General features: G+C 55.8%; 20 protein-coding genes. 9 read left to right on the top strand and 11 right to left on the bottom strand.

Translation table 11 applies throughout. The features are described 5' to 3' along the window. The first annotated feature begins 519 nt into the window (after nucleotides 1–519). Both WCE05_RS08995 and mobI read left to right on the top strand, forming a co-directional pair. Nucleotides 520–2,673, top strand: coding sequence for an AAA family ATPase (locus WCE05_RS08995; RefSeq protein WP_054881515.1), 2,154 nt, complete (start codon nucleotides 520–522; stop codon nucleotides 2,671–2,673). 708 nt (nucleotides 2,674–3,381) lie between these two features. Further along, nucleotides 3,382–3,846 (top strand): conjugative transfer protein MobI(A/C), encoded by a 465-nt coding sequence (gene mobI, locus WCE05_RS08990; RefSeq protein WP_240523156.1) that lies wholly within the window; start codon nucleotides 3,382–3,384, stop codon nucleotides 3,844–3,846. A 382-nt stretch (nucleotides 3,847–4,228) separates the two neighbouring features. Here mobI and WCE05_RS08985 read toward each other — a convergent pair whose 3' ends face one another. Further along, complete coding sequence (locus WCE05_RS08985) at nucleotides 4,229–4,594, bottom strand: hypothetical protein (RefSeq protein WP_054881516.1); 366 nt, start codon at nucleotides 4,592–4,594, stop codon at nucleotides 4,229–4,231. Between the two features lie 539 nt (nucleotides 4,595–5,133). Next, the gene (locus WCE05_RS08980; RefSeq protein WP_054881517.1) at nucleotides 5,134–6,093 is read right to left on the bottom strand and encodes a hypothetical protein; all 960 of its coding nucleotides are present in this window, start codon (nucleotides 6,091–6,093) and stop codon (nucleotides 5,134–5,136) included. Between the two features lie 226 nt (nucleotides 6,094–6,319). Between WCE05_RS08980 and WCE05_RS08975 the strand changes: the two genes are divergently transcribed. The 3 genes from WCE05_RS08975 to WCE05_RS08965 all read left to right on the top strand — a co-directional run bounded on the left by WCE05_RS08975 (nucleotide 6,320) and on the right by WCE05_RS08965 (nucleotide 11,751). After that, a complete protein-coding gene (locus tag WCE05_RS08975) occupies nucleotides 6,320–6,895 on the top strand; it encodes a recombinase family protein (RefSeq protein ID WP_368815778.1) in 576 nt (191 codons plus the stop codon). Nucleotides 6,896–7,021: 126 nt separating this feature from the next. Continuing rightward, a complete protein-coding gene (locus WCE05_RS08970) occupies nucleotides 7,022–7,855 on the top strand; it encodes a hypothetical protein (RefSeq protein ID WP_368815777.1) in 834 nt (277 codons plus the stop codon). Nucleotides 7,856–7,953: 98 nt separating this feature from the next. Continuing rightward, nucleotides 7,954–11,751, top strand: coding sequence for a hypothetical protein (locus WCE05_RS08965; protein WP_368815776.1), 3,798 nt, complete (start codon nucleotides 7,954–7,956; stop codon nucleotides 11,749–11,751). Here WCE05_RS08965 and WCE05_RS08960 read toward each other — a convergent pair. The 4 genes from WCE05_RS08960 to WCE05_RS08945 all read right to left on the bottom strand — a co-directional run bounded on the left by WCE05_RS08960 (nucleotide 11,689) and on the right by WCE05_RS08945 (nucleotide 15,060). Beyond that, nucleotides 11,689–11,979, bottom strand: coding sequence for a hypothetical protein (locus WCE05_RS08960; RefSeq protein WP_368815775.1), 291 nt, complete (start codon nucleotides 11,977–11,979; stop codon nucleotides 11,689–11,691). The two genes, WCE05_RS08965 and WCE05_RS08960, sit on opposite strands and share 63 nt — an antisense overlap. 143 nt (nucleotides 11,980–12,122) lie before the next feature. Next, complete coding sequence (locus WCE05_RS08955; protein ID WP_368815774.1) at nucleotides 12,123–13,178, bottom strand: AAA family ATPase; 1,056 nt, start codon at nucleotides 13,176–13,178, stop codon at nucleotides 12,123–12,125. Next, nucleotides 13,178–13,393, bottom strand: coding sequence for a helix-turn-helix transcriptional regulator (locus WCE05_RS08950; RefSeq protein ID WP_368815773.1), 216 nt, complete (start codon nucleotides 13,391–13,393; stop codon nucleotides 13,178–13,180). Before WCE05_RS08950 ends, WCE05_RS08955 begins: the two co-directional genes overlap by 1 nt. Before the next feature lie 461 nt (nucleotides 13,394–13,854). Continuing rightward, a complete protein-coding gene (locus WCE05_RS08945; protein ID WP_368815772.1) occupies nucleotides 13,855–15,060 on the bottom strand; it encodes a tyrosine-type recombinase/integrase in 1,206 nt (401 codons plus the stop codon). A 431-nt stretch (nucleotides 15,061–15,491) separates the two neighbouring features. Here WCE05_RS08945 and WCE05_RS08940 point away from each other — a divergent pair, with 431 nt between their 5' ends. Then, a complete protein-coding gene (locus WCE05_RS08940) occupies nucleotides 15,492–15,962 on the top strand; it encodes a Panacea domain-containing protein (RefSeq protein WP_368815771.1) in 471 nt (156 codons plus the stop codon). A gap of 38 nt (nucleotides 15,963–16,000) precedes the next feature. Next, complete coding sequence (locus WCE05_RS08935) at nucleotides 16,001–16,516, top strand: hypothetical protein (RefSeq protein WP_368815770.1); 516 nt, start codon at nucleotides 16,001–16,003, stop codon at nucleotides 16,514–16,516. Nucleotides 16,517–16,529: 13 nt separating this feature from the next. Here the strand turns inward: WCE05_RS08935 and WCE05_RS08930 are convergent, their stop codons facing one another. After that, nucleotides 16,530–17,648, bottom strand: coding sequence for a tyrosine-type recombinase/integrase (locus WCE05_RS08930; RefSeq protein ID WP_368815769.1), 1,119 nt, complete (start codon nucleotides 17,646–17,648; stop codon nucleotides 16,530–16,532). A 498-nt stretch (nucleotides 17,649–18,146) separates the two neighbouring features. Beyond that, nucleotides 18,147–18,512: a hypothetical protein gene (locus WCE05_RS08925; protein WP_368815768.1), complete on the bottom strand. Its 366-nt coding sequence runs from the start codon at nucleotides 18,510–18,512 to the stop codon at nucleotides 18,147–18,149. Between the two features lie 141 nt (nucleotides 18,513–18,653). On the opposite strand from WCE05_RS08925, the gene WCE05_RS08920 reads away from it, so the two are divergent. Further along, the gene (locus WCE05_RS08920) at nucleotides 18,654–19,490 is read left to right on the top strand and encodes a hypothetical protein (protein ID WP_368815767.1); all 837 of its coding nucleotides are present in this window, start codon (nucleotides 18,654–18,656) and stop codon (nucleotides 19,488–19,490) included. A gap of 170 nt (nucleotides 19,491–19,660) precedes the next feature. Beyond that, on the top strand, nucleotides 19,661–20,290 hold the full coding sequence (locus tag WCE05_RS08915; protein ID WP_368815766.1) for a recombinase family protein: 630 nt from the start codon (nucleotides 19,661–19,663) through the stop codon (nucleotides 20,288–20,290). Nucleotides 20,291–20,311: 21 nt separating this feature from the next. Here WCE05_RS08915 and WCE05_RS08910 read toward each other — a convergent pair whose 3' ends face one another. The 3 genes from WCE05_RS08910 to WCE05_RS08900 all read right to left on the bottom strand — a co-directional run bounded on the left by WCE05_RS08910 (nucleotide 20,312) and on the right by WCE05_RS08900 (nucleotide 21,420). After that, nucleotides 20,312–20,656, bottom strand: coding sequence for a hypothetical protein (locus tag WCE05_RS08910; protein ID WP_368815765.1), 345 nt, complete (start codon nucleotides 20,654–20,656; stop codon nucleotides 20,312–20,314). A 61-nt stretch (nucleotides 20,657–20,717) separates the two neighbouring features. Then, complete coding sequence (locus WCE05_RS08905) at nucleotides 20,718–20,873, bottom strand: hypothetical protein (protein WP_368815764.1); 156 nt, start codon at nucleotides 20,871–20,873, stop codon at nucleotides 20,718–20,720. A gap of 118 nt (nucleotides 20,874–20,991) precedes the next feature. Beyond that, nucleotides 20,992–21,420 (bottom strand): hypothetical protein, encoded by a 429-nt coding sequence (locus WCE05_RS08900; RefSeq protein WP_368815763.1) that lies wholly within the window; start codon nucleotides 21,418–21,420, stop codon nucleotides 20,992–20,994. Between the last annotated feature and the right edge of the window lie 575 nt (nucleotides 21,421–21,995).

Below are 21,995 nucleotides of genomic sequence, written 5' to 3'. Positions count from 1 at the left end.
TTCGATATCCGACTCGTGACTCGTCGCTGTCGGCTGCCACGCTGCCTTCTTTCAGCGGCCAGTGGGACGTTTCAACTCCGCGGTAAAATATGGCCTATCTCAAGTGCTGATAGGTCTGGTACTTCTGGCTCTTCGCATTTTACGGATAGCCGTAAACCGCCCTCGAGTTCCGTTAGCAGCGAACAGGTTTTTGCGGTATCCAGCCGGTCTGGATAACGTGCGCTGATGCAGGCGTTACGGAAATTCACCGATCCCCATCAGCTGTAGTCGAACGTGATGAAGGACTGCGCTGGGTCGAATGCAGCGTTCGTTACGAGCAGCTTTTGGCCGGTAGTTGCCTGTCGCAATCGGCGGTTTGGGTCGATCCTAGCCTCTCGTGACGGCTAGAGTCCGCACCGGAGTTACCCTTAGCATAGGGTAAGTAACCTGCGAGACCGATCAGTTAGCGAAGTGTCACTATGCTATCACAGATGTTCCGTTTATCTTTGAGCTGGGTTTGCTCACGCCAAGGATTGCCGCATGATTGAAAAAATTCTGCTTCGCAACGTCTCCAGCTACTCTCCAGACTCAGCGGTGTCCATTGCCCCGCTCAAGCGCGTGAGTCTGTTCTATGGCCATAATGGGACGGGCAAGACCACTATCAGTAACTTCCTTCAGGCCCCTGCTGAGGCCTGCTACAGCGTTTGCGGAGTGGAGCCAGTAAAGGTTGGCCGGGAGGTCCTAGTCTACAACTATGCATTCATGGAGAAAAATTTCCATGAAGCCGCATCCCAGCCAGGGGTCTTCACCCTCAATGAGGGCAACATTGAGGCGGAAGCTGCCCTGGCAGCGGCCGAGACAGCAATCGCTGAATTGACGATCGCCCATGATTCTGAAATGGAAAAGGGCGTTAACTGCAAGAAGGCCCAGGAGCAAGCTCATCAGGCGCTGCTGGACAATGTATGGAAGCCTAAGCGTGACTTCGATAACACTGCTTTGGCCTACTGCTTCAGGTCGCTCAACACCAAAGAGCGTTTACTTGACGCAGTCCGACGCGTCCAGCTTGTGGAAACCACTGACACCGCTCAGGGGCTGCTCAGCGAGGCAGCAGAACTTAACGAGGCCAGTGATCAGGAGCTGCCCGGAATCGCGTCAATCACCTTCCAAGCGGGTAAGCTAGAAACCGATCCGATCATGCAGGAAGTCATCACTGGGTCAGGCGACTCCTACCTTTCCGCGTTCATTCAGCAACTGGGAAATTCGGATTGGGTTAAGCAGGCACTGCGCTATGAGGTCGAGGCAAAAAACCAGTGCCCACTATGCCAGCAGCCCTTGCCGCAGGATTTCTATGCTGAAATTCGTAAAGTTTTCGATAAGACCTATGAGCAGCGCCTTGGTTTGCTGCAACAACTCGAAAGCCGATACCGAGACGCGGCGGATCAATTCCTGCGAAGGTGCGAGGCTCCGGAATATCAGCTGCAAGCCATAAAGCTCCGTATCACCAGGCTTCACGCTGTGTTCCAGAAGAACCTGCAATCCCTTGCTACGAAGCTCGCCAGTCCATCCCTCACGGTTACGCTGGAGTCCACTGCAACATTGGTAGCCGAGTTGAACAGTGAGATCGCGGCTGAGCAACTGAAAATCGACGTTATCAATGCGAGGATAAAAAACAAGAAGCAGCATGAGGAGGACGTCAAGCGACGCTTCTGGAGCTGGTACAGAGCTTCGTGCGAAGCGGCTTTCGTGGCATTCGAAAAGGTCGATAAGCAGCAGGGGCGCCAACGCCAGGCCGCCAAGGATGAGGTTCAGTCTCTGCGGGATCGCATTCAAGCACAACGCGATATCATTGCCCAATCCAGGGCGGCTATCACGAACATCGACCAGTCGGTCGAGAGCATCAATAATTGGTTGCGGGTGCTGGGCCTGAAGGGCTTCGCGCTGATTAAAGAAGAGGGCCTGGTGCCGCAGTATCGTCTTGAGCGCCCTGGCCAGACTGAAGGGGTGTTCAGAACCCTAAGTGAGGGCGAGAAAACGCTGATCTCGTTTCTTTACTTTCTTGAGGTCTGCAATGGCGAGCTGGACACAGCTAGTGGGAGGCTCAAGCGTGATCGCGTCATCGTCATTGATGACCCAATATCGAGCCTCTCCCATAACTATGTTTATGATATTGCATCGCTGATCAGGCGGCAGGTGCTCATCCCGAGAGACCGGTTCAAGCAGGTGATCATCCTGACGCACAACCTTTTCTTCTTCCACGAAATGGTCAAGCTCTTGAAGGATGACGGAGAAAAATCCTTGGCAATGTTCCGGATCACCAAGTCCGAATATAGCTCGGTCGTGGCCATGGAGGAGCGCGAAATCCAGAACGACTACCAAGCCTTCTGGCAAACCATCAAGGACGCGTTACAAGGCCGAACTTCCCCTAATGTGATTCCGAACATGATGCGCAATATCTTAGAGTACTACTTTAGCTTCGTGCATCAGACGCACAGCCTGCGCCAGGCGTTGACTGATCTTAGCGAGGAGAATCCAGAGTACAGAGCGCTTTACCGATACATCAACCGTGAATCACATGCTGACTCGGTTAACCTCACTGATTTCGGCGAGATCGATCCGGCGATCTTCGTCGCGCGGTTTAAGGATGTGTTCATCAGAACCAATTTCGAATCTCACTTCGACAAGATGATGGCATAGCTAACCATGCATTCTGGGAGGGCTGCGTCAACGCGTATGTGATCGCTCCTTCTACCGGGAGCGACCGGATGGCCCGGAATTGATGAACGCTGATCTTTCCGTGTTCGGCATCAACTGATAGCATTTGGCCTGCAGCTACCACCAAAGGGCTCTCCTTCCTGCCTGGCACTCATCTGCTCGCTTTGCACTTGGTGTGTAAAGGCTATCAGCGGCCCGCTGAGATCAGATGGAGAATACGCCATGACCGATCATGGGAAAGTTGTCCTGGTTCGCCAGTACAACCGTTTCCGGTTTGGGCAATGGGAAACCGTGTGCATGCACATGCGCTCCCTACCGCGCCGGTAATTGAACGTACCTAGGTGGTAGCTGCACTTCTTTTTCTACACCTACTTCGCTCTCTGATCAGCGTTCCTTTCGATTTGCCTCCAGCGCGCTACAGACAGCAATCGAAGGACTGCTTCCAACATGTTGATCTTGTTCCGCCAGGGGCGAGGCTGCCGTCGTCATCTGTTGTGCATCATTTGCACGTTATGTTTTTCTGCGGCTGACATGTAGTCATCCGTCTATCATCTTGGCGCGACGTAGGGTGACGGCCTGAGCCAGACTACCCCCTTTCGGTAGATTTCCGACGGCAGAACGGTCTGAAATCGAATTCCGCGTGCTCAGCGATCGGTCACCATTTTGGCTCTTATAGCGAAGAGAGCCTTAATGATGAGTAAAGAAGCACAAACGATAGTCACCCTCCTGGATCAGCAGTACGAGCAGCTGCTTGCGGATGCGAGACGCCTGGCCGCAAGCTACATCGAAGCGTCCATGAAGATATACAAAAAGACTGGGGTCAAATCTGTCGTGGCTGCTGTGTCAATCAAGCAAACGAGCCCGAACGCGTACTCGATTTACTGGTGCAGATTGGTGCCATTGCAAGGGCAAAAAAATAATTTCGCACCCCTGACTATTCCTAAAGGCAACGGCAAGTACAAATACCCGGCTTCCTCGTTTGAGTTTGTCAAATTCCCTTACCGTCGCCTCGTTTTACAGGTCGAGGAGCGTCTTGCTGAGATTCGCAGCATCGCCAGCGAGAATCGTCAGCTGCGTCGGACGTTGGTCGCCTATGAGAGGAAGCTATCTCGATATCAGGCGCTCGATCATGGCGATTTCTACTCGGAGGAGTAGGGGCTGAGTGCACTATAAGCAGTTCCGAATGGATCTGAGCCGATTTCAATGCCCGAAAGCTCCGTGTAGCATGGTCTGACGGGGCTTTCTCGTATCAGCAGTGAATTTCGGTGAGACATGCTGCTGCGCTTCGTCAGGAAAGGCGACGGGTACGGGCTATAAGCAGTATAGGGCGCTAAATCTAAGCGCCGTCAACAAGCAGGCCCCTGCAGGCAAGCGGGCGGAGACCATATTTGCTATTAGCAGTCACGCCTACGAACAAGTCAGCCGGCGAACTGTGATGTGTATTAGTAGTGAAGGGCTTCACTTTCATAAAATAATCTTTGGTAGGTGCCGGCCTAGCTGGTACCCGTGTCGCGTAGCGGGTGGTGACGGTAACGCGCTACTCCTCACTGGCTCGCTGCTGTTCGAATGCAATGCGGTTCATCACGCACATGGGGATGGGGTAGCCCTGTATGTGCGTCGTGAGGGCCTCGTTACCTTCGATCACCATGATGCAGGATAGGCCCCTGCGGAAGCGCATTCCTCGTCCGGAGTAGTTGCGCGGGATGATCTCCCAGGATTCGCCGTCGTAGTAACAACCAATGATTTCTGACCAGTGCAATTGAATGCCCGCACCTATGATGCCTACAGGGGTAAGGCAGAAAACTTCTACCTGGGATTCCTGCCCAAGAGGCACAGCGTAAACCCGACCGTTTGGTGCAATAGGTGGGAAGTAATGCCCGATACCGAGGTGACGAAATTCCATGGTGATGCTCCGGGTGGATGAGGTCGCTAGGCACTCTCCGGTAGCTTTCGGAAAACCCAAGATGAGGTGTTGCTTGCGAGTCGGCGGACGAGTTTCTGCGTGTTGGGCAAGCTAGCTCGCCACATGGCGGGTGTGCATGTCGCTGAACTAAACGCTTCGGCGCTCAGGTCACTTTCGCTATGGCGAGGAAACTGCCAGCCCTTCCAGATTCGTTCCATGACCTCATAGACTTGGGCGAATAGTGCTTGTCGCAGCGGTAGGATGCCTTGCCGATGGGGTGTGTAAGCGCCCGCTGCCAAGGGGCAGCGGACAATTTTTTGCAGGGATCTGGTCGTTCCGCTGAAGGCTCAATCGTCGTCGTGCTTCTTGTCCAGGTGCGCTGCGACCAGATAGCCAATTACACCTGTGATAATCAGCGCACTGATGACGGCAAGCACGGCGTATACAAGCAGCTCAAAACCATCCATACCCTGACTCCTTTGATTCGAGGTCTGTCAAGGATAAGGGCGTCTGATGTAGTCCCAAACTGCTGTGATGGCTTAGCGACCGGTAGTGGCAGCTTCCTTTCGCAGGTTAGCTCGGGCACCGACGTATGCATCAGTTTCCCATATACGCAATTTCCCAAGCTCGTAGGCGACGTGATGTCGCGCCTCTAGATCCTCGATATTAGGAGCGCGCCCTCCAAGAATCGGGGCTTCATGACCGGACCACTGCTTGTAAAGCTCACATGCAAACGCTGCTCGGCAATCACAGAAACTCAGCCCATGAAAAAGCAAAATATCCTTGGCAGCAGGTAAGCTGTTCTGCTTCCAGAACCGCCATGTCTGCTTTGTTTGTGGATAGCGATGAACATCTTGGGCGGCGGATGCCGTCTCCAAAACGGCGATCTGCTTTGGCATCGAGATGTTAATTATCCTCTGTGTATACTTCCCTTCTTTGCCGCTTTCCAGGGGAATAAATCCATCCCCCTTGGCTGCCTCTAGAGCCGCTTGGGCGTCGAAGAAAAAAGCTTCACGTATTGATATGCCGAGATGGCGCACTAACATCAACACCACCGCCAGATGCTCTGATACGCGGGCCTGAACATCTTCTACTGCGGCTTCGAACTTCGCTTGATCAAGGCTGTGTGGGGCTGTAATCCGTGCATGGCCAGGAACGCCGATATCAGGCATCACGACATTCCAGTCACCGCTGGTTGCGAGGGCCATAACTGAACTCACTGTCTCAAGAAGGCCCTCCGCGGTCTGCACCGAAAGATTCCCGTGGTACACCTGCGTACAGAGTTCTTCGCCGTATTGCCGCACCAGTTTTTCATTGACGAGCTCCAGGACATCCACCTCATGAGACTCCTTGGCGTAAATACTAAACTGTGCCCACTGATGGTCGTGGATCATTGCCTCGTGTTGACTGAGGAGCCCGCGTCGGACTGCCTCATTGAGGTTCGCCGAACCGGCCCTCGCCAAATCCCGGTCAAAATGTGAGTAGAAACTCTGCTTCATGGTCATTCCTCCGTTCAGCTCGGGTGCTGAGCTGCTAAAAAGAAATGTTGAGCGAGAAAAAATATTCTGAGGTTCGTTTTCGGTCGCTTTCAGCGCCTGAAATTGACGAGGCCGACAATCCGTAAACGGTCGTTTATGGCACACCTATTCCAGACGAGCTTCTGGGCTTGGGATTTCCCACCTAACTGTCACCTTTCTCATACCGAAATCAGTGTGAGAAAAACGTATGGGAAAGCGGACTGGGTACGCACGAGTGTCAACTGATGATCAGAACCTCGACTTGCAGCGAGATGCACTTGCACTGGCTGGGTGCTCCGTGGTCTACGAAGAGACCATGAGCGGCAAATCAGTAGATAGGCCGGAGTTGGGGCATTGCCTCAAGGCCCTGCGCAGCGGTGACACTCTGGTCGTGTGGCGACTGGATCGTCTCGGCCGTTCTCTGGCTGACCTGGTTGGGATCGTCAGTCGTTTGGAGCAGGAGGGAGTGTCCTTCGAATCCATCAACGAACGAATCGAAACTACCAGCGCTGCGGGTAAGCTGATATTTCATGTATTCGCTGCGCTGGCAGAGTTCGAGCGCAACCTCATTCGCGAGCGGACCCGCGCAGGATTGGCTGCGGCTCGGGCTCGTGGGAGGAAGGGGGGGCGCAAGCCTGTGCTGGATGAGCGTCAGGTACGTGAGATACGGGCTCTTCTCAGAGATTCTGAGATACAGGTAACCGATGTTGCCCGACGGTATGGCGTTTCTCGAACAACGCTTTACCGCTATGTTTACTCGCCGAAATCATCTGTAGTCGTTTAAGTGGTGGTGGTATTTTCCGATGAAGTTGCCCAGTTAAGTTTGGGCACTATGGGCTGGCTGGCAAGTGAAGGATGCCCCAGACGTACTACTTGTGCTGGGCTACCACTGAATAAATAGGTCGTTTTCATGTCGGTGCTTTTTTTTGTCAAGGGATGCGTTGGTACGTTGCTATTGGCTGCGCTGGTCGGTTGCTCCAGTACCCCGAAGGTCACGTTGCCAGAACCTAAAGATGTTCCTCGCGAGAAGTGGTCCGATGCCATGCTGGTTCTGGAGGCTATGCGCATCGATGGTCAGCGCGATATTCCAAGGGAAATGGTCGGGAAGGAAGTAGATTACCTGAGCGTGCCGCGGTCTACGGGAAGCTCTGGAGGTCTAGCGACAGCAGGTTTGGGATACGTGTCGCCTCCAACTGGTTTTAGCAGCGCGGGAGCAGCCTCTCTTGGCATCGGGTTATTTTTGCTGGGTGGTGGGAGTGCTGGCCCTGTCTATCACTACCAAGTTGCTGCATGGGTGCCTGAGGATCTCGCGTCTAACCCAAAGGAGGCATCTGCATTGGTCAGATCGGCCTGGCTTGATGCGAGAGAAAAATACTTCGGTGGAAAAATTTCAAAGTTGCGTCATGAGCCGGCTAAGTATGCTGACGGATCAGGCAAGAAATACGACAGACTTGCAGATTTGGCTGCTGGGAACCCTACGCAGTTCGACGCTCCGGCGAGCGCTGCGCCTGCATTCATTTCGGCCGAGAAAGCCTACGGCCCGATTTTCCTGACCGATCCCTCAGGCGAACTATTTGCTGACGCTAGCAGAGCTAATAAGGACGGCTTGGATGCGCTGGCGGGCATTACTAGCCACCTGCCCGAATGGATGTATGCATACTATCCTGGACGGAATTGGCCTAAGGATTTTCGGCCGGCCGCGATTTACAACAAGAACGGCAACCTCTATTTCATTGGCAAGTAGTTTTTAGCTGAACTGCATGGCTGGCGGTGAGCCCGCCAATCATGACAGGCTTTATCTATACGATCATTGACAGAATTTACCTAGGGAAGGCCGGGAAAATGCTCGAAGTGACAGGTGCCGATATTGGCAATCTGGGCGATGCCGATTTGCGCACCCTCGTCGCCCGTCTTGCCCTGGCGGAGCTGCGAAAACAGGGCTGTCCCCTTTCGGCGGTCACCGCAGGCGGCAATCAGGACGCCGCGGATGGTGGGCTCGATGTGCGCGTACAATGTTCCATGCCGCTTGCAAACCCCGACTTCGTACCGCGGTCATGCACCGGTTTTCAGGTGAAGAAGCCGGACATGCCGGCGAGTGCCATCGAAGGCGAGATGCGGCCGAAGCCCAAGGGCGGGGGCGACGGGAAGCTGCGGCAAGTCATCCGCGAGCTCGCCGCAGAATCCGGTGCCTACATCATCGTCAGTTCGCAGGGGTCGGTCGCAGATAAGCCGCTTGCCGATCGGCGTTCGGCGATGCGCGCCGCGCTGCACGACCTCCCCGAAGCCAGTGATCTCCAAACCGATTTCTACGACCGCGATCGCATCGCGACCTGGGTCAACGAATATCCGGGCATCGCCGCCTGGGTCCGCAACCGCGTCGGCCTAGGTCTGTCGGGGTGGAGCAGCATCGGGGGATGGACCGGAACGCACGTCGCCGAGGTAACGTCCTATCTGTTCAACGACAAGGCTTGTCTGACCGATGAGCGCTCGCGTGAACGCGAACAACTGACGATCGCCGAAGGTATCAAGGGCCTTCGCGCCGCGCTTCGCACGCCGAAGCAATGTATTCGTTTGATCGGCATGTCTGGCTTGGGCAAGACGCGCTTGGTCCAGGCGCTGTTCGAGAGCGAGGTCGGTGAGGAGCCGCTTGATCCGAGCCTCGCAATCTATACTGACTACTCAGCCGAAACCGACCCCACCGCGCGCGACATGGCACGACAGCTCGTTCTGCGGGGGCAACGAGCCATCCTTATCGTCGATAATTGCAATCCGGCCACTCACACCGAGCTCACGCGCATCTGCTCGGAAAGCACGAGCAACGTCAGCCTTCTCACTGTCGAATATGATGTTCGCGAGGACGAGCCCGAGCGGACTGAGGTCTTCCGTCTGCAGTCCGCCTCGCCCGATCTGGTCGCAGAATGGCTCAAGCAATCCTTCCCGGGTGTGTCCGAAATCGACCGGCGAACCATCGCCGACTTCAGCGATGGCAACTTCCGCGTGGCCCGCGCCCTGGCCGAAACGCTCGGTAAGGGGGAGACGCTGGGCAAGCTTAAGAGCCGCGAGTTGTTCGAGCGCATCTTCCAGCAGCGCAACCAGCCCGACCAGAATTTGTTGTTAGCGGCGGAAGAGCTGTCGTTGCTTTACTCGGTCGATGGCGAGGACACCTCATCCGATGGCGAGCTCGCGCGCATCGGCGGCCTACGGTCGGTGAGCGCGGCGACGCTTTACGCCGCGCTTGCGGAGCTTCGCCAACGTGGCATCGCGCAAGTACGCGGCCGCTGGAAGGCGCTCCTCCCGCACGCGATTGCGAACCCGCTTGCCACATTCGCGCTCCAACGGATCCCGCCGTCGGACTTCGAACGGTTCAGCGCCTCGCTGACGCCGCGCATGCAGAAGTCGCTCTCCCGCCGTCTGGGCTACCTTCATGATAGCCCAGAGGCTCAGGCTGCGGTCGCGCGCTGGCTGCTAAGCGACGGGCCGCTCGGGGACCTCATGGCGCGCGGCGAGGAAGGACTCCAGATTCTGAACAACATCGCCCCAGTTGCTCCCGAGGCGGTGCTGGCGAAAATCGAACACGAACTGGATGGTCCCAACGGGGCAACATTGCTGTCGCCGATCGAGCCGACCCGGTGGCAGTGGATCCGTCTAATCAAGGCGCTCGGCTATGAGCAGCACATGTTCGAGACCGCGGCGACGGTGCTCGCCCGCTTCCTCGCCGCCGAGCCTGCCGACCATAATCAGAACTCCGCCCGCGACGCGTTTGCCGAGCTCTTCCGCCTGTATCTGTCCGGGACCCAGACTCCGCCCGAGCAACGGCGCGCGTTCGTGCGGTTGCTGGCAAACTCCGATGATGCAGACAAGCGCCGCTGTGCATCCGTCGCGCTTGACGCGCTTCTGACCGCGCACAATTTCATCTCATCCAGCAGCTTCGATTTCGGAGCACGGTCGCGCGACTGGGGATGGCGCCCGAAGCTGAACAAGGACGTGTGGGATTGGTACGACGGCGCTATCGATCTCGCCGTCGAGTTGTCGTCAGTCCTGGCTGACGCGCGCAGCACGCTTGCCGGCAACGTGCGCGCCCTGTGGCATTTCGGCGCATGCCACGACGCCCTGGACCGCGCAGCGAGCGCGTTCGTCAAGGTGAAGCCATGGATCGAGGGTTGGATCGCGTTCCGCACCTCCCTCCGATTCGAAGGCAATGCAATGCCCGAGCCAGTGCGAAAGCGCCTCGAAGCGATTATTCAACGGCTCAAACCGTCCGACCTCCTGCACCAGGCACGCGCGGTCGTGCTCAAACGTACCAGTGGCGGTTGGGACGTTGCTGACGGCGAGCCGGACGATGAGGACGTGATGAGGCCGTGGCACAAGGCCGCCCAAATGGCTCAGGATGTCGGCCGACAATTGGCGCAAGATTTCGAGACGCGCGCCGAATTCCTGGCCGAGCTGATGAACGAGCCCCATGCCCAGCGTGCGTTCGAGTGCGGGCGCGGCCTCGCCGAAGGTGCTAGGGACCTTGCCGAGATCTGGCGCGATTTGGTCGGTCATTTCGAAGCGGCGGAACCTAAGAACCGCAATGTGATTGTTCTCGGCGGGTTCATCTACGAAGCGCATCAGCGCGATGCTGGCTTTGCCGAAACCAGCTTGGATGCCGCGATCGAGAACCTGGCATTGGCCCACTCGCTTCCTTATCTTCAAGCGCGGATAGGAATCGACGCGAGAGGAATCGCGCGGCTGAGACGCGCGATCGAGAAGGGCGCGCTTCAGTCCTTTGACTTCATGAACATCGCCAACGGCATCGTCGGCGATTCACCGCCGGAGGCATTAGCTCTCCTACTGCTCGATATTGCGGCTCTGCCGGACGGGGTCCAGATCGCGCTCGATATCCTGCACATGCACTTCTATCGCGACCGCGAAGCAGGCCGGCAGGGAAATTCGACGTTGATCGCGCTCGGCCGCAACCTGCTGCGCCGCGCCGATTTCGGCAAGGAGGGTGCTTTGCGCGACTATGGCCTGCACACGATCATTCGGGTCTGCTGTGCAGGGAGCGACGGTGAAGCGACGGCTCGCGATGTCTGTGCGCATATCCGCGGCGCGATGGAGGTCAGCTATCTTCCCCATCATGATTTGAGCCATGTGCTGAAAGCGCTGTTTGACACCCACCCCGCTGCGGGGCTCGATATGTTCCTTCTACCCGAGATGACATCGCGAAACCGCCGGCTGTTCGACGCGGACTTCGGCTTCGGCACACCGGTTGAGAACATGGACCCAGCGGTGCTGCGCCAATGGGCGGACCAGGATGCGGCGACGCGCTATACGTTGCTCGGCCGTGCCATCTCGATGTTCAGGCGAAAGGATGACGACGAGGAGGATAACGGCATCTCGCCGCTGTTTCTCGAATTGCTCAATTATGCGCCGGACAGGTGCGCCTTTCTCGGCGATTTCTGGACTCGTCTCCATCCTCGGAGCTGGAGCGGCTCGCTTGCCGACATCTTTGCCCGTCGCAAGGCTCAGGTGTTGACGTTTCGCGAAAGCCCGTATGCTGATGTCCGGCAATGGGTGGATGCCATCCTCCCCGAGCTAGACCGGCGTATCGATCATGAGCGCAGCCGCGACCGCGAGGGCGAGGAAAGTTTTGAGTGACGTCATTCGGAACTGGAACAAGCTGTACAGGCCGCCGTCACCTCCGTCGCCGAACGCGCGCATCATCGAATGTTCCAGTACCTTGAGCGTCGTCGCCTCTGCGCGAATGGCGTCGATCGTCAGCAGGGCATGGTCGCCGCCAGCGATCGCGATCTCGAGTTCTGACTTCGTTTGCCGCATGCGCAATGACGACGAGTGGTTACGCCCATTCGGCAGAGCGGTTTTCACCACCGCTAGCCGTTTTGCTCTTTGTCACGACTGCGCATTCTCGGGCTGTATAAATATTAGGATTTCCCTGGTCGTGAGGCGAAGGCGCTCAATAAAACGAAGGTGCTCAACACTAGTGTTGAGCATCTTCGGGGTGAGCACCTTCAGGGGGCGGTGGGCAGCTCCCATACCCATCCGCCTTGCATGCCCACCTTGCATGAGCGGATACCTAGCTGTTTCTGCGCTCTACGAATTGATGCCCAAGAGATGCATGACTCCTCAGCTAAAGACTGCAGCGCAGTGATTGAAACAGGACCTGCTTGCAGCGTGGTTTCAAGAAAGCTGCAAGCTTCCTGAGTCGCTGATACTGCTCTCGCCCCACCCGTTCGCTCGATATCCGCCAAAATAGTTTCAGCGCTTCCTTCGACGGCCTGCCCCCACCGGATACAGGTTGTTTCCAGCTGCTTGTCTATCACGATGGGCTCAACGAAATACTCTATCCCCCCTATATCGATCGAAACGTTCGACTTGGCACGGACAAGCACCCGAGCTTCAGAATTATTAGCTTTCCCGGCCACCAGTACCGTGCGAGCAAGTGCTGAGAATGCCTGGCTGCCGATGACTCGATCAGCTACAGAGGACTGAGAGGCGCTTTTGCTGAGGTGAGATATACCGAGCACGGAGCAGCAATGCTGTTTGGCAAAATCCACCACCATTTGTAGTCCCTGCCGAACTTCGTTGGCTCGGTGCATGTCCCCACGAATGAGATTGATCAGTGGGTCGAAAATCAGCAATGAAACGCCGTCAATCCGTGCGGCTGCCTCATTCAAAAGGGCAAAGTTGGCTGCAGGATCAAACTGTCGTCTGTTCCCACGCTGATCACTGAGCCCCTCGATGATGTGCACGCGGGTTAGGTCGGCACCTGCAGCCGTAAGGCGAGGAATGATCGTGTCAGCTATACCATCCTCGCCGCTCCAAATTACGATGTTGCCTGCGATCTCACATTTGCTGCCGTCTGGCCAGTCACCACCTCTACTGAGTGTGGCGGCCAGCGATATCGCAAGTGTGGTTTTACCGCATCCACCTGCGCCGGCAAGAATGGAGAGCTTTGCCCTTGGCAACCAGCCTGGCCATATCCACTGGATTTTTTCCACTGGGATATCTACTGCCGCGGTGAGTTCTACCATCCAGGCCGGCTGTTGAGGTGTTCGGAGCTGCATTACAGCGCCTCCCTTTGCCGAATCCAAGCCTGGATTTCACTGTTACGCCAGCCGACGCTGGAGCCGCACAAAAGGCGTTGGCGCGGGAAATGGCCCTCCGATATTTTGCGATAAATTGTTGAGCGTTTTAAGCCGACGATTGCCTCGACATCGCGTAAACGAAGAATTTTGTCATCGTAGCCGACGTCGTCAAAATTGCTAACGTGCATTGCCATAGGTTTGAGTCCTAGTCCTGAAGCGTGACGCAGCGTCCTCCGGCACTACTGCTAAAAAGGGTAAAAGACGGATATCGGCTGGCTATATAGCGAGCACGGGCATTTGCCATACGCATAGGTATATGCGCGTTTCCGAGATTAATGTTCGGTAGCGTCGGAGGTCGTTGTGGGCTACAGAAATTCTAGGGCCGTAAGGCTTCTAGGGGCAGAACGGACTGAGGGCGTTCATGTCAGATGCGCAAATCAACCGATGGCAGTTGATGCGGCCCGATCAGCGAATGCGAACGAGGCAAAAGTTTTTAACGTCGTTACCAAAGCGACGTGGCGGACCGTTGCGGATCGATAGGGACCGCTTGGGACGAACGATTTTTAACATGCGAGCATGTTCGATAGCAACTCGCATGCTCCTCTCCTTGGTTGGGTAGATATTGGCCTGACCAAGGGCACAGTTGACAGAGCGTTTAGCTCTTTATCGAGTCTAAATAGTCGGCCCATGTCTGCATCATTTCGCGGCGCTCCGGCAAGAAAGTGGTTCGATCGTACGCACGTCCCAGCGGATTTTTAACTGTGTGAGCGAGTTGATGCTCCAGGAGATCTGGGCGAAACCCCAACACTTCAGCACCTATGGTTCTCGCTGTCGCACGAAAGCCATGCCCTGTCATTTCGTCGCCGCTAATGTCCATGCGGCGCAACGCGCTGAGGACGGCATTGTTGGACATCGGTCGGTCGCCTCCTCGAGCAGAGGGAAAGGCGTATCGGTGCCTGCCAGTGAGTGGTTTCAGCTCGCGCAGAACCACAATTGCTTGTTGGCTGAGCGGGACCAGATGGTCCGGTCGATCCTGTTTGGTGACAGTGAGCCCTTTCATCTTGTGACCGGGAATCAACCACTCGCCAGCATCCAGGTTGACCTCTGACCACTCCATGTGGCGCAGGTCACCGGGCCGGCAGAACAGCAACGGGGCCAGTTTGAGTGCACAACAAACAGGCAGTGTCCCCGTGTAGCTATCCAGCGCTTTGAGCAGTGCACCGAGTTTTTCAGGATCAGTCACGGCAGCAAAGTGTTTCACCCGCTTGGCTGGGAGCGTACGAGAGAGATTCCCAATCTGGTTGGGTGGGGTGATACCGGCAGCTTCGGCGAACTCGAAAATCTGTTTGTAGATCTGGGCAACACGACGCGCAGTCTCGCGAGCGCCACGCTTGATGATGCGCTGCAGGTTTTCGACCAGCATGGGTGTGCTGATGCTGCTGATCGGGAGTTTTCCCAACCAGGGGTAGGCATTGAGCTCAAGGCGCTGCCGTACCGTGCGGGTGTACTCCGGATTCCAGGTTGACTCGCGAATAGTGAGCCATTGCTTTGCGACCGATTCAAAGGTGTGTTGGTGATCGAGCTGGCTGACCACCTTGGCCATGCGTCTTTGCAGCGAAGGGTCTTGGCCACCGGCAAGCTGAACGCGAGCGTCATCACGCTTGCGCCGGGCCTCCTGCAGGCTGACCTCAGGATAAACACCAAGCGCTAGGCGCTTTTCCTTTCCCAGAAAGCGGTACTTTACGCGCCAGTAACGGCCTCCGTTGGGCTGCACCTCTAAGTACAAACCTTGTTCGTCGTACAGGCGGTACGATTTCTCCTGGGGCTTAGCGTTGCGGCAGTTGGTGTCTTTCAGGGGCATTGGGGGCACATCCTCTACGAGCGAGCTGATGAGCGTTTTATGCCCCCATATATGCCCCCGTCAACTGTGGGATGCCCTGGGATTAGGTGGGAAAGCGTGGGCAAGAAAAAAGCCGTAAAGCTTTGATTTCTCTAGACTTTACGGCTTTTCTGGGTCTTCCTGGGAAGAAAAATTGGTGGAGCCGGGGGGATTTGAACCCGCAGCCAACCTTTGATTCATAGGGCTTACAGGCGGAAAGCTGGCATAAGGCTGTCATTTTTGAGGCTGTTCACGAGTCGCACGATACTGGTTGCATGTACAGTATTTGTGGTATGATTCTCTCCTGAACGAGGCAGGGCTCGCATGTCAAGCAAAAATTGACATACTCCCTTGACTTAGGCAGACTCGCGCCTCATTTTTGATGAACTAGGTTGACTAAGGAGGGCAAAAAGATGAGTAGAGATGCACGCGCCGTTGCCCAGCAAATCCTTAATGAATGCCGGGCAGCTGGAGACCCAGCGGTCACTCCTATGCAGCTATTGAAGCTTGTGTACGTCGCCCACGGCTATATGCTGGCCAAACACGGCGTACCGCTGATCAGCGAGCCTGTGGAGGCTTGGCAGTATGGTCCTGTCGTTCGCAGCGTGTACCAAGCCGTGAGGGATTTTCGGTCGTCTCCGGTCTCTCACGTGCCTTCCGCACCAGCGGTCATGTTCGACCAGAACGAGCAGGCGGTGATTCAAGAAGTTGCCAAAATCTATGGGCGCGCGGACGGTATAACCTTGTCAGCGGCTACACACCAGCCTGGAACGCCATGGAGCGTGACCTGGAACAACCAAGGCAAAAATGCGGTGATTTCAAACGATATGATCGAAGGATTCTATCGTTGGATTCTGTCGCAACCTACTCACTCGATGTTGTGAGTTGAATTGGAGATGGCGAGGATTCGCCTGAAGGTCAATTGAGCGAATTCTTGCCACCCTCCCCATCAACTACATCTCCGATTGCTGACACTGCCGCGGGTCACGAGGCTGAGGCGTTTGCGACTAATGCCGAGCAGTCCCAGAGCGCATTCCGCCCCCCTGTCGCTTCTGCTCAATCTCCGCTTCTCGATCAAAAAATCGCTGAGGAGATGCAGGCATTTGCTAATAACGAAGACCAGGCCCAGAAGCGTAAACACGCCAATGACATCCATGGCATGCGGATGTCACATTCCAAGTTGTTGCTTGGTCTGGCTTTAGTGTGGATCTTCGTTATTCTGGTGGTAGTCCTCCTACAGGGTTTCGGACAGTGGTTCACACCGCTTTTCGACGGCTATGTTTATTTGAAATTCAAATTGTCAGATACCGTAGTGATAGCATTTATCACATCTACAACAGCCACTGTCCTGGGACTGTATGGTATTGCCGCGTATTGGCTATATGGCAAGCCCCCACCTGATAAAAAGACTGTACCCGCCAAAGACAAGAAGAAGTGATGCGATACCGTTTCTAAAGTATTTTTTTTGCCATCGTTTCGGCGCTGCCGCTCATCCATATCTCTTCTGCCCTACTGCCGGCTTCAACGTCAGCTGATGGCATCCATCGGCCGTACACCCTGGCAATCATTGTCCAGTCGCTGTGCCCCATCTGCATCGCTACCCACATCGGATGCTCGCCGGCTGATAGCATCATCGAAGCATAGGTGTGCCGGGTCTGATAAGGGCGACGATACCGAACTCCCGCCTTCTTCACTGCATGAGCCCACATGGTTTTCCGAATCGGCTGATCACCTTTCCATCGCTCCTGCGTGCGAGGATTCTGGAATACTTCGTTGCGGGCCAGGAAGGTATAGGCCTTCTGTGCAACCAATGCTTCCATGGCTGGTGCCAATAGCTTTATGGGGCGTTTGCCAGATCTTGACTTAGTCACCTCGGCTTTACCGTTTGCGGCCTGAGTCATCGCCCTAGTGACGTAAGCCTCGCCACGTACCCAATCAATGTCCTCCCAGTTCAATCCGACCATTTCGCTGGTACGCATACCTGTCCAAAATGCGAATTGCACCAGGTTCTTCGCCTGGCCATCGAGCGCGGCCAGGATGGCGCGTTGTTCCTCTGGGCTGAAGGGGTCGACATCATCTTCCTTCACCTTATCCTTGCGCGAGAAGGCCCAGCCGGCCAGCGGGTTCGTATCGATCAGCTCGTCATTGTCTACTGCGTCGTTCAGTGCCGAGCGCAGGCAGCTCTGGATGTTACTCAGGGTTTTGTTGGACACCTCCAGCGTGCTCAGCCAGTCGCGCACAGTCTTTCGCTTCAGGTCGACCAACAGGGTAGGGCCGAGCGCCGGCACCAGGCGCAGCTCGACCAGCTTCCTGTACCCCTCGAATGTACTGCTCGATACGTGCTGCTTCTTGCTGGCCAGCCATTTGGTCAGGAAGCCCGCGACAGTCTCCTGACTGGCCTCTGGCTCGAACTTCGCCGCCCTCGGCGAGCTAGGGAAGGTGACGGCATAGTCGAACGTGCCATTGGCGATTGCGTGCTCGACCGCCGCCTTGTGCTGCTCAGCCCGCTTCAGGTTAGTGGCGGTGGGCTTGAGCGAGATCCGCTCACGGCACCGAATGCCGCGATACATGAACGTGATTTCGATACTCGACTCGGAGACTGCCCGAACTCCCCGCCCATCTCTACCCACGACTCATATCCCTCCACATCAATTAGTACTCGGCCATCTGGGGCCTTGATCCATATCTCTCCGAGCCGCCAAATCCCGTCGCGAAGCTTCGAGCGGATAGCGTCTTCGGAGTAACCAGACTCGCTGGCAAATTTCCTCACGGTTACGTAGCGCATGCGTCGGTGTTCCTGGCTATTCAGGGGTAACGATTGCGCATACGTCGCGTATCGATTTGGCGTAGAGGGATTGCTCATGCGAGCAGCGTCTAACAATTCTGTTGGTCATATCCGACTTCCGTTAACTACTCGGATACAGCCTACGGACGGTTTCCCAGCGTGGGTTTCGCTTTCACGCAACAAAAGCGACGGAATTAGATCTCTGAGAAACTCCCTACCAGGGTATGGGCGAGCCACACGACGTAGTCAGGCTGCTGGTTGCTCTGAAAGACCAAAGCCGCCATCAGGTCTGATGCAGTTTTTTCTGCTCGAAAGCAATGCGGTTCATTACGCAGATTGGGATTGCGAACCCTTGAATATTTGTTTCGAAGGTTTCGCAACCGTCCTCAACGATTCCACAGGGCACTCCTCGGCGGAAACGCATTCCCCTGCCGACATAGTTGCGCAGGATGATTTCCCAGGACTCGTCGTCGTAATAGAAACCTGTGATCTCAGCCCAGTTGGCCTTGACTCCGCTTCCAATGAGCCCTTCAGGTGTCAGGCAGAAAATTTCTACTTGGTTTTCCTGGGTGACTGGTACGGCGTAAATCCGGCCATTCGGTGCTACTGGTGGGAAAGTTCGCCCGTTCCCAAGGCCGATAAATTCCATGATGGTGCTCCGTGTGCATGACGTTGCATGACACGCTATGCCAGGTCTTGGAAATCCCAAGCCGGCGCTCTCGCAGGGTTGTGCCATTGGGTTTTCCGCAAGCCGCCGTAAGCTGTGGTGATCACAACAGGGAGCAGCGCCATGGGTAGTACATCAACAGTGATTCGAGGCCACGTGCTGGCTGCGGCAGTAGCTTTTCTGGTTGGGTGCTCTGCCACTCAATCGCCGAAGACTGTTCAGCTTCCTGAGCCAAATGATGTGCCGAAAGAAAAATGGTCGGATGCGATGCACGTTTTGACTGCCATGGGGATTTCCGGGCAGCGTGACGTTCCAATCGAGATGGTAGGGGGAGTTGATAGGGTGAGCCCCACCAACAGCTCAGTGGCAGGGCTGGGGGATGCTGGATTAAGTGCGATTGCATATGTGTCACCACCTCCAGGCATGAGCGGTGGTGCAGCCGCAGGTGTTGGCTTGGGTTTGATGCTACTGGGTGGATCAAGTGATCCGGCTCGGGCAACTCAGGTTGTTGCCTGGGTACCTTCCAATCAGGCCGGCTCACCAGAGGAGGCATCGGCTCTGGCCCTGCAGAAGGTGGAGGAGGTTCGCAGAGAGATTTTTCCAGGTGGTTTGTCAAAGGTGGGTATGCAGACCGGCCGTTACCCTGATGGTCATTCGCGCTCGTACGCAACACCAGCCGATATCTTTGCGGAACGTCCTATCCCATTCGCGGATATACCCGCTGCGTCACCAAGCTTCTTGGCGTCGCCTCGCAGCTACGGGCCGATATTTATCCGGCACAACCAGTTCACGCTTGATGCCTACAAGAACGACATAACGACTTCGGAAGCCATGCTAAAGGCATCGAAGTACCTACCCGAATGGATCTACATCTACCATCCTGGTCAGCGACTGAGGAAAGATTCAATCCCTGCTGCCATCTTCAACCAAGGCCGAGCCCTCTACTTCGTAGGGAAATAGTCCTGTTAGTCTTACGTTGCTGGCTTTCGCAAGTCTGCGACGATTTTTTTGGGTATGCCTTAGCTGATACGTCTGGGAGCACAGTTTCCCTGGCGCTCGAATTTGTAAGTAACGGTCTAACTGATACGCCCGAAAAAAACCACCCAAACTGATACGCGAAAGGAAATCTGATGTTCGTACGCGCTTACCTTCGTGCATCAACTGCCGAGCAAGACGCCAATCGTGCCCGAGAGGCTCTACAGCAGTTCGCTGCCGACCATGGCAGGGCCATCGCTGCGCAATATGTTGAGAACGCCAGTGGTGCCAGAACTGACAGAGCAGAGCTGTTGAGACTGATAGCAGATGCCCATGCGGGAGACATATTGCTCCTGGAAAGCATCGACCGGCTTTCTCGATTGCCGGTTGCTGATTGGCAGGCACTCAAGGCTGCGATTGACTCCAAAGGGCTGCGTATTGTCGCCCTGGATCTTCCGACCAGCCATCAGAACATGAGAGATAAGGCTGGTGACGAATTCACTGACCGAATGCAGGCGGCGATCAACGGCATGATGATCGAGATGATGGCAGCTATCGCGCGCAAGGATTACGAGCAGCGTCGTGAGCGTCAGGCCCAGGGAATTCATCGAGCCAAAGCTTCCGGTGCTTACAGGGGGCGGCCGGCTGACAAGAACCTGCATCAGCGCATCGGTGAACTACTGGGCGCTGGCCTGGGTATTCGCGCGACTGCTCGCCATGCAGGCTGCAGTACCACGACAGTGCTTAAAGTTCGCGATCAGATGACCGGCAGCAACGTGGTTTGAAGGGGGGCAAGACGAGCCGGTTTAGCGTCTCAAGCGCTGCTTTAGCGCGCTGATAATTCTGCTGCGTAGGAAGAAAGCTGCGACCGATACAGCAAGCACTATCCCGCACCCCAGCTCTCCGAGGCGTACGAAGGCAAAGATGTTTACTAGGGCAAGAGCCATAATGCCGTAGAACTCTGCATTGGCCTTGCCTGCGGCCAGAGCCTGGTGCTCGGTGAGCATCCATTTCGGCGACAGACAGAAGGGGCATACAGATGACTCGGGATCACCACCGCCTAGGGGAACTCCGCTCACATAGAACGGCGCGCTGGTGATCACCTTCGGAACCATCATCTTTCTACAGCACTGGCATTCAACTTTGCTCACGATGTCATCCTCCCTGACTGGGCACGTGCTTTAACGTGACCTGATCGCTCACTTGATCCAATTACTCGGCAGTCGAGTTTGGGTGTGTTCCGTTGCGTCTGCTGTTGTCGTGTTGCTTGTCCAGGTAAGCGGCAATCTTGTAACCAATCGCAGCGGTAATCCCCAGGGCGCAGAGCACGCCGAACACTGAGTAGATCAGTAGCTCAAACCGGTCCATGTTCTTCTCCCGTGCTGGTGGCCATCAGAGTCTAAACGACTCGTTCACTGTACAGAAACTCACAGCAAATTCGCATGCTGGTTCAGCGTTCTAGCGCCGACAACTGGCGGGCACTGATTTAGTCTGCGAACGTGCCGCTGTGATCGAACCACAGACCGTCGCTCATCGAGTCTATGCCGTACGCATTTCCCATGACATCGACGCAGCCATCCATCATCGGCAGCCCGTTGGCCGGGTTGACCCAAGTGTTGTCCATCTGATCCACGAAGCTGCTCAGCAGGCTGTAATTGTCAGCCTGAGTCTGCATGACGGGCTCGACCCAGGCCGCGTTATCGTCGATATGAAGGTCGAGCGGATCGGTCGACTTCTCTTCTTCGCCGGTCAGCGAGTCGGGATGTTGATACCACATGCGCTCACTGCAGATGTTGAGACCGTCATGCAACACGACTGCCTTCCCCTGGGTGGGATATACCACTGTGGTGTACAGCGGTTTTGTCGGGGAGGCGATTGAGGTCATCAGGTTGGCAATGGTGGCGAGCAAATTCATGGTAGTGCTCCTCGAGGTAGGTGAGCTCAGTTTCCCCCCGCTCTCGGAAAACCCAAATCTCTGATCAGGCGCTTTTGGGTGGCCCTGACCTCCGCTTCGCGACACATCGTAAAAAAACAGGGCTCACCTCCCATCACTTGCTTATGGGAGTCTGACGGTTCACCTCACATAGAGAGAATCTGCCGATTTTGGCCGAAGGGGTGTCGTGAAGAGGTGTGCGGCTGCAAGCCGCATGAATACTGGGTTTTCAGCATATTCACTGGCTTTAGCTGGGCGATTGGCGTTGTGAAGGGGTGTCGTCAAGAGGTGTTGTGAAAGGGTGTTGCCGCTGTAAGCCTCATGAATACTGGGCTTCAGCGTGTTCACTGGTTCTAGCTGGGCAATTGGCGTTGTAAAGGGGTGTCGTTAAGAGGTGTCGTGAAGGGGTGTTGTGGCTGCAGGCCGTATAAATACTGAGTTTCAGCGCTTTCACGGTCTTTAACGGGGCAATCGGCGTTGTGAAGGGGTGATGTCAGTATGATGCCTCCCCCGAGGGAGTAATCTGTTCGCGTGGGAGCCCCAGTGGTAGCAACAAA

This window comes from Pseudomonas sp. I2, from assembly GCF_040984075.1.
Lineage (GTDB): Bacteria > Pseudomonadota > Gammaproteobacteria > Pseudomonadales > Pseudomonadaceae > Aquipseudomonas > Aquipseudomonas guariconensis_B.
Note: the sequence above shows the minus strand (reverse complement) of the source record. Positions and strands in the feature narration are given on the sequence as shown.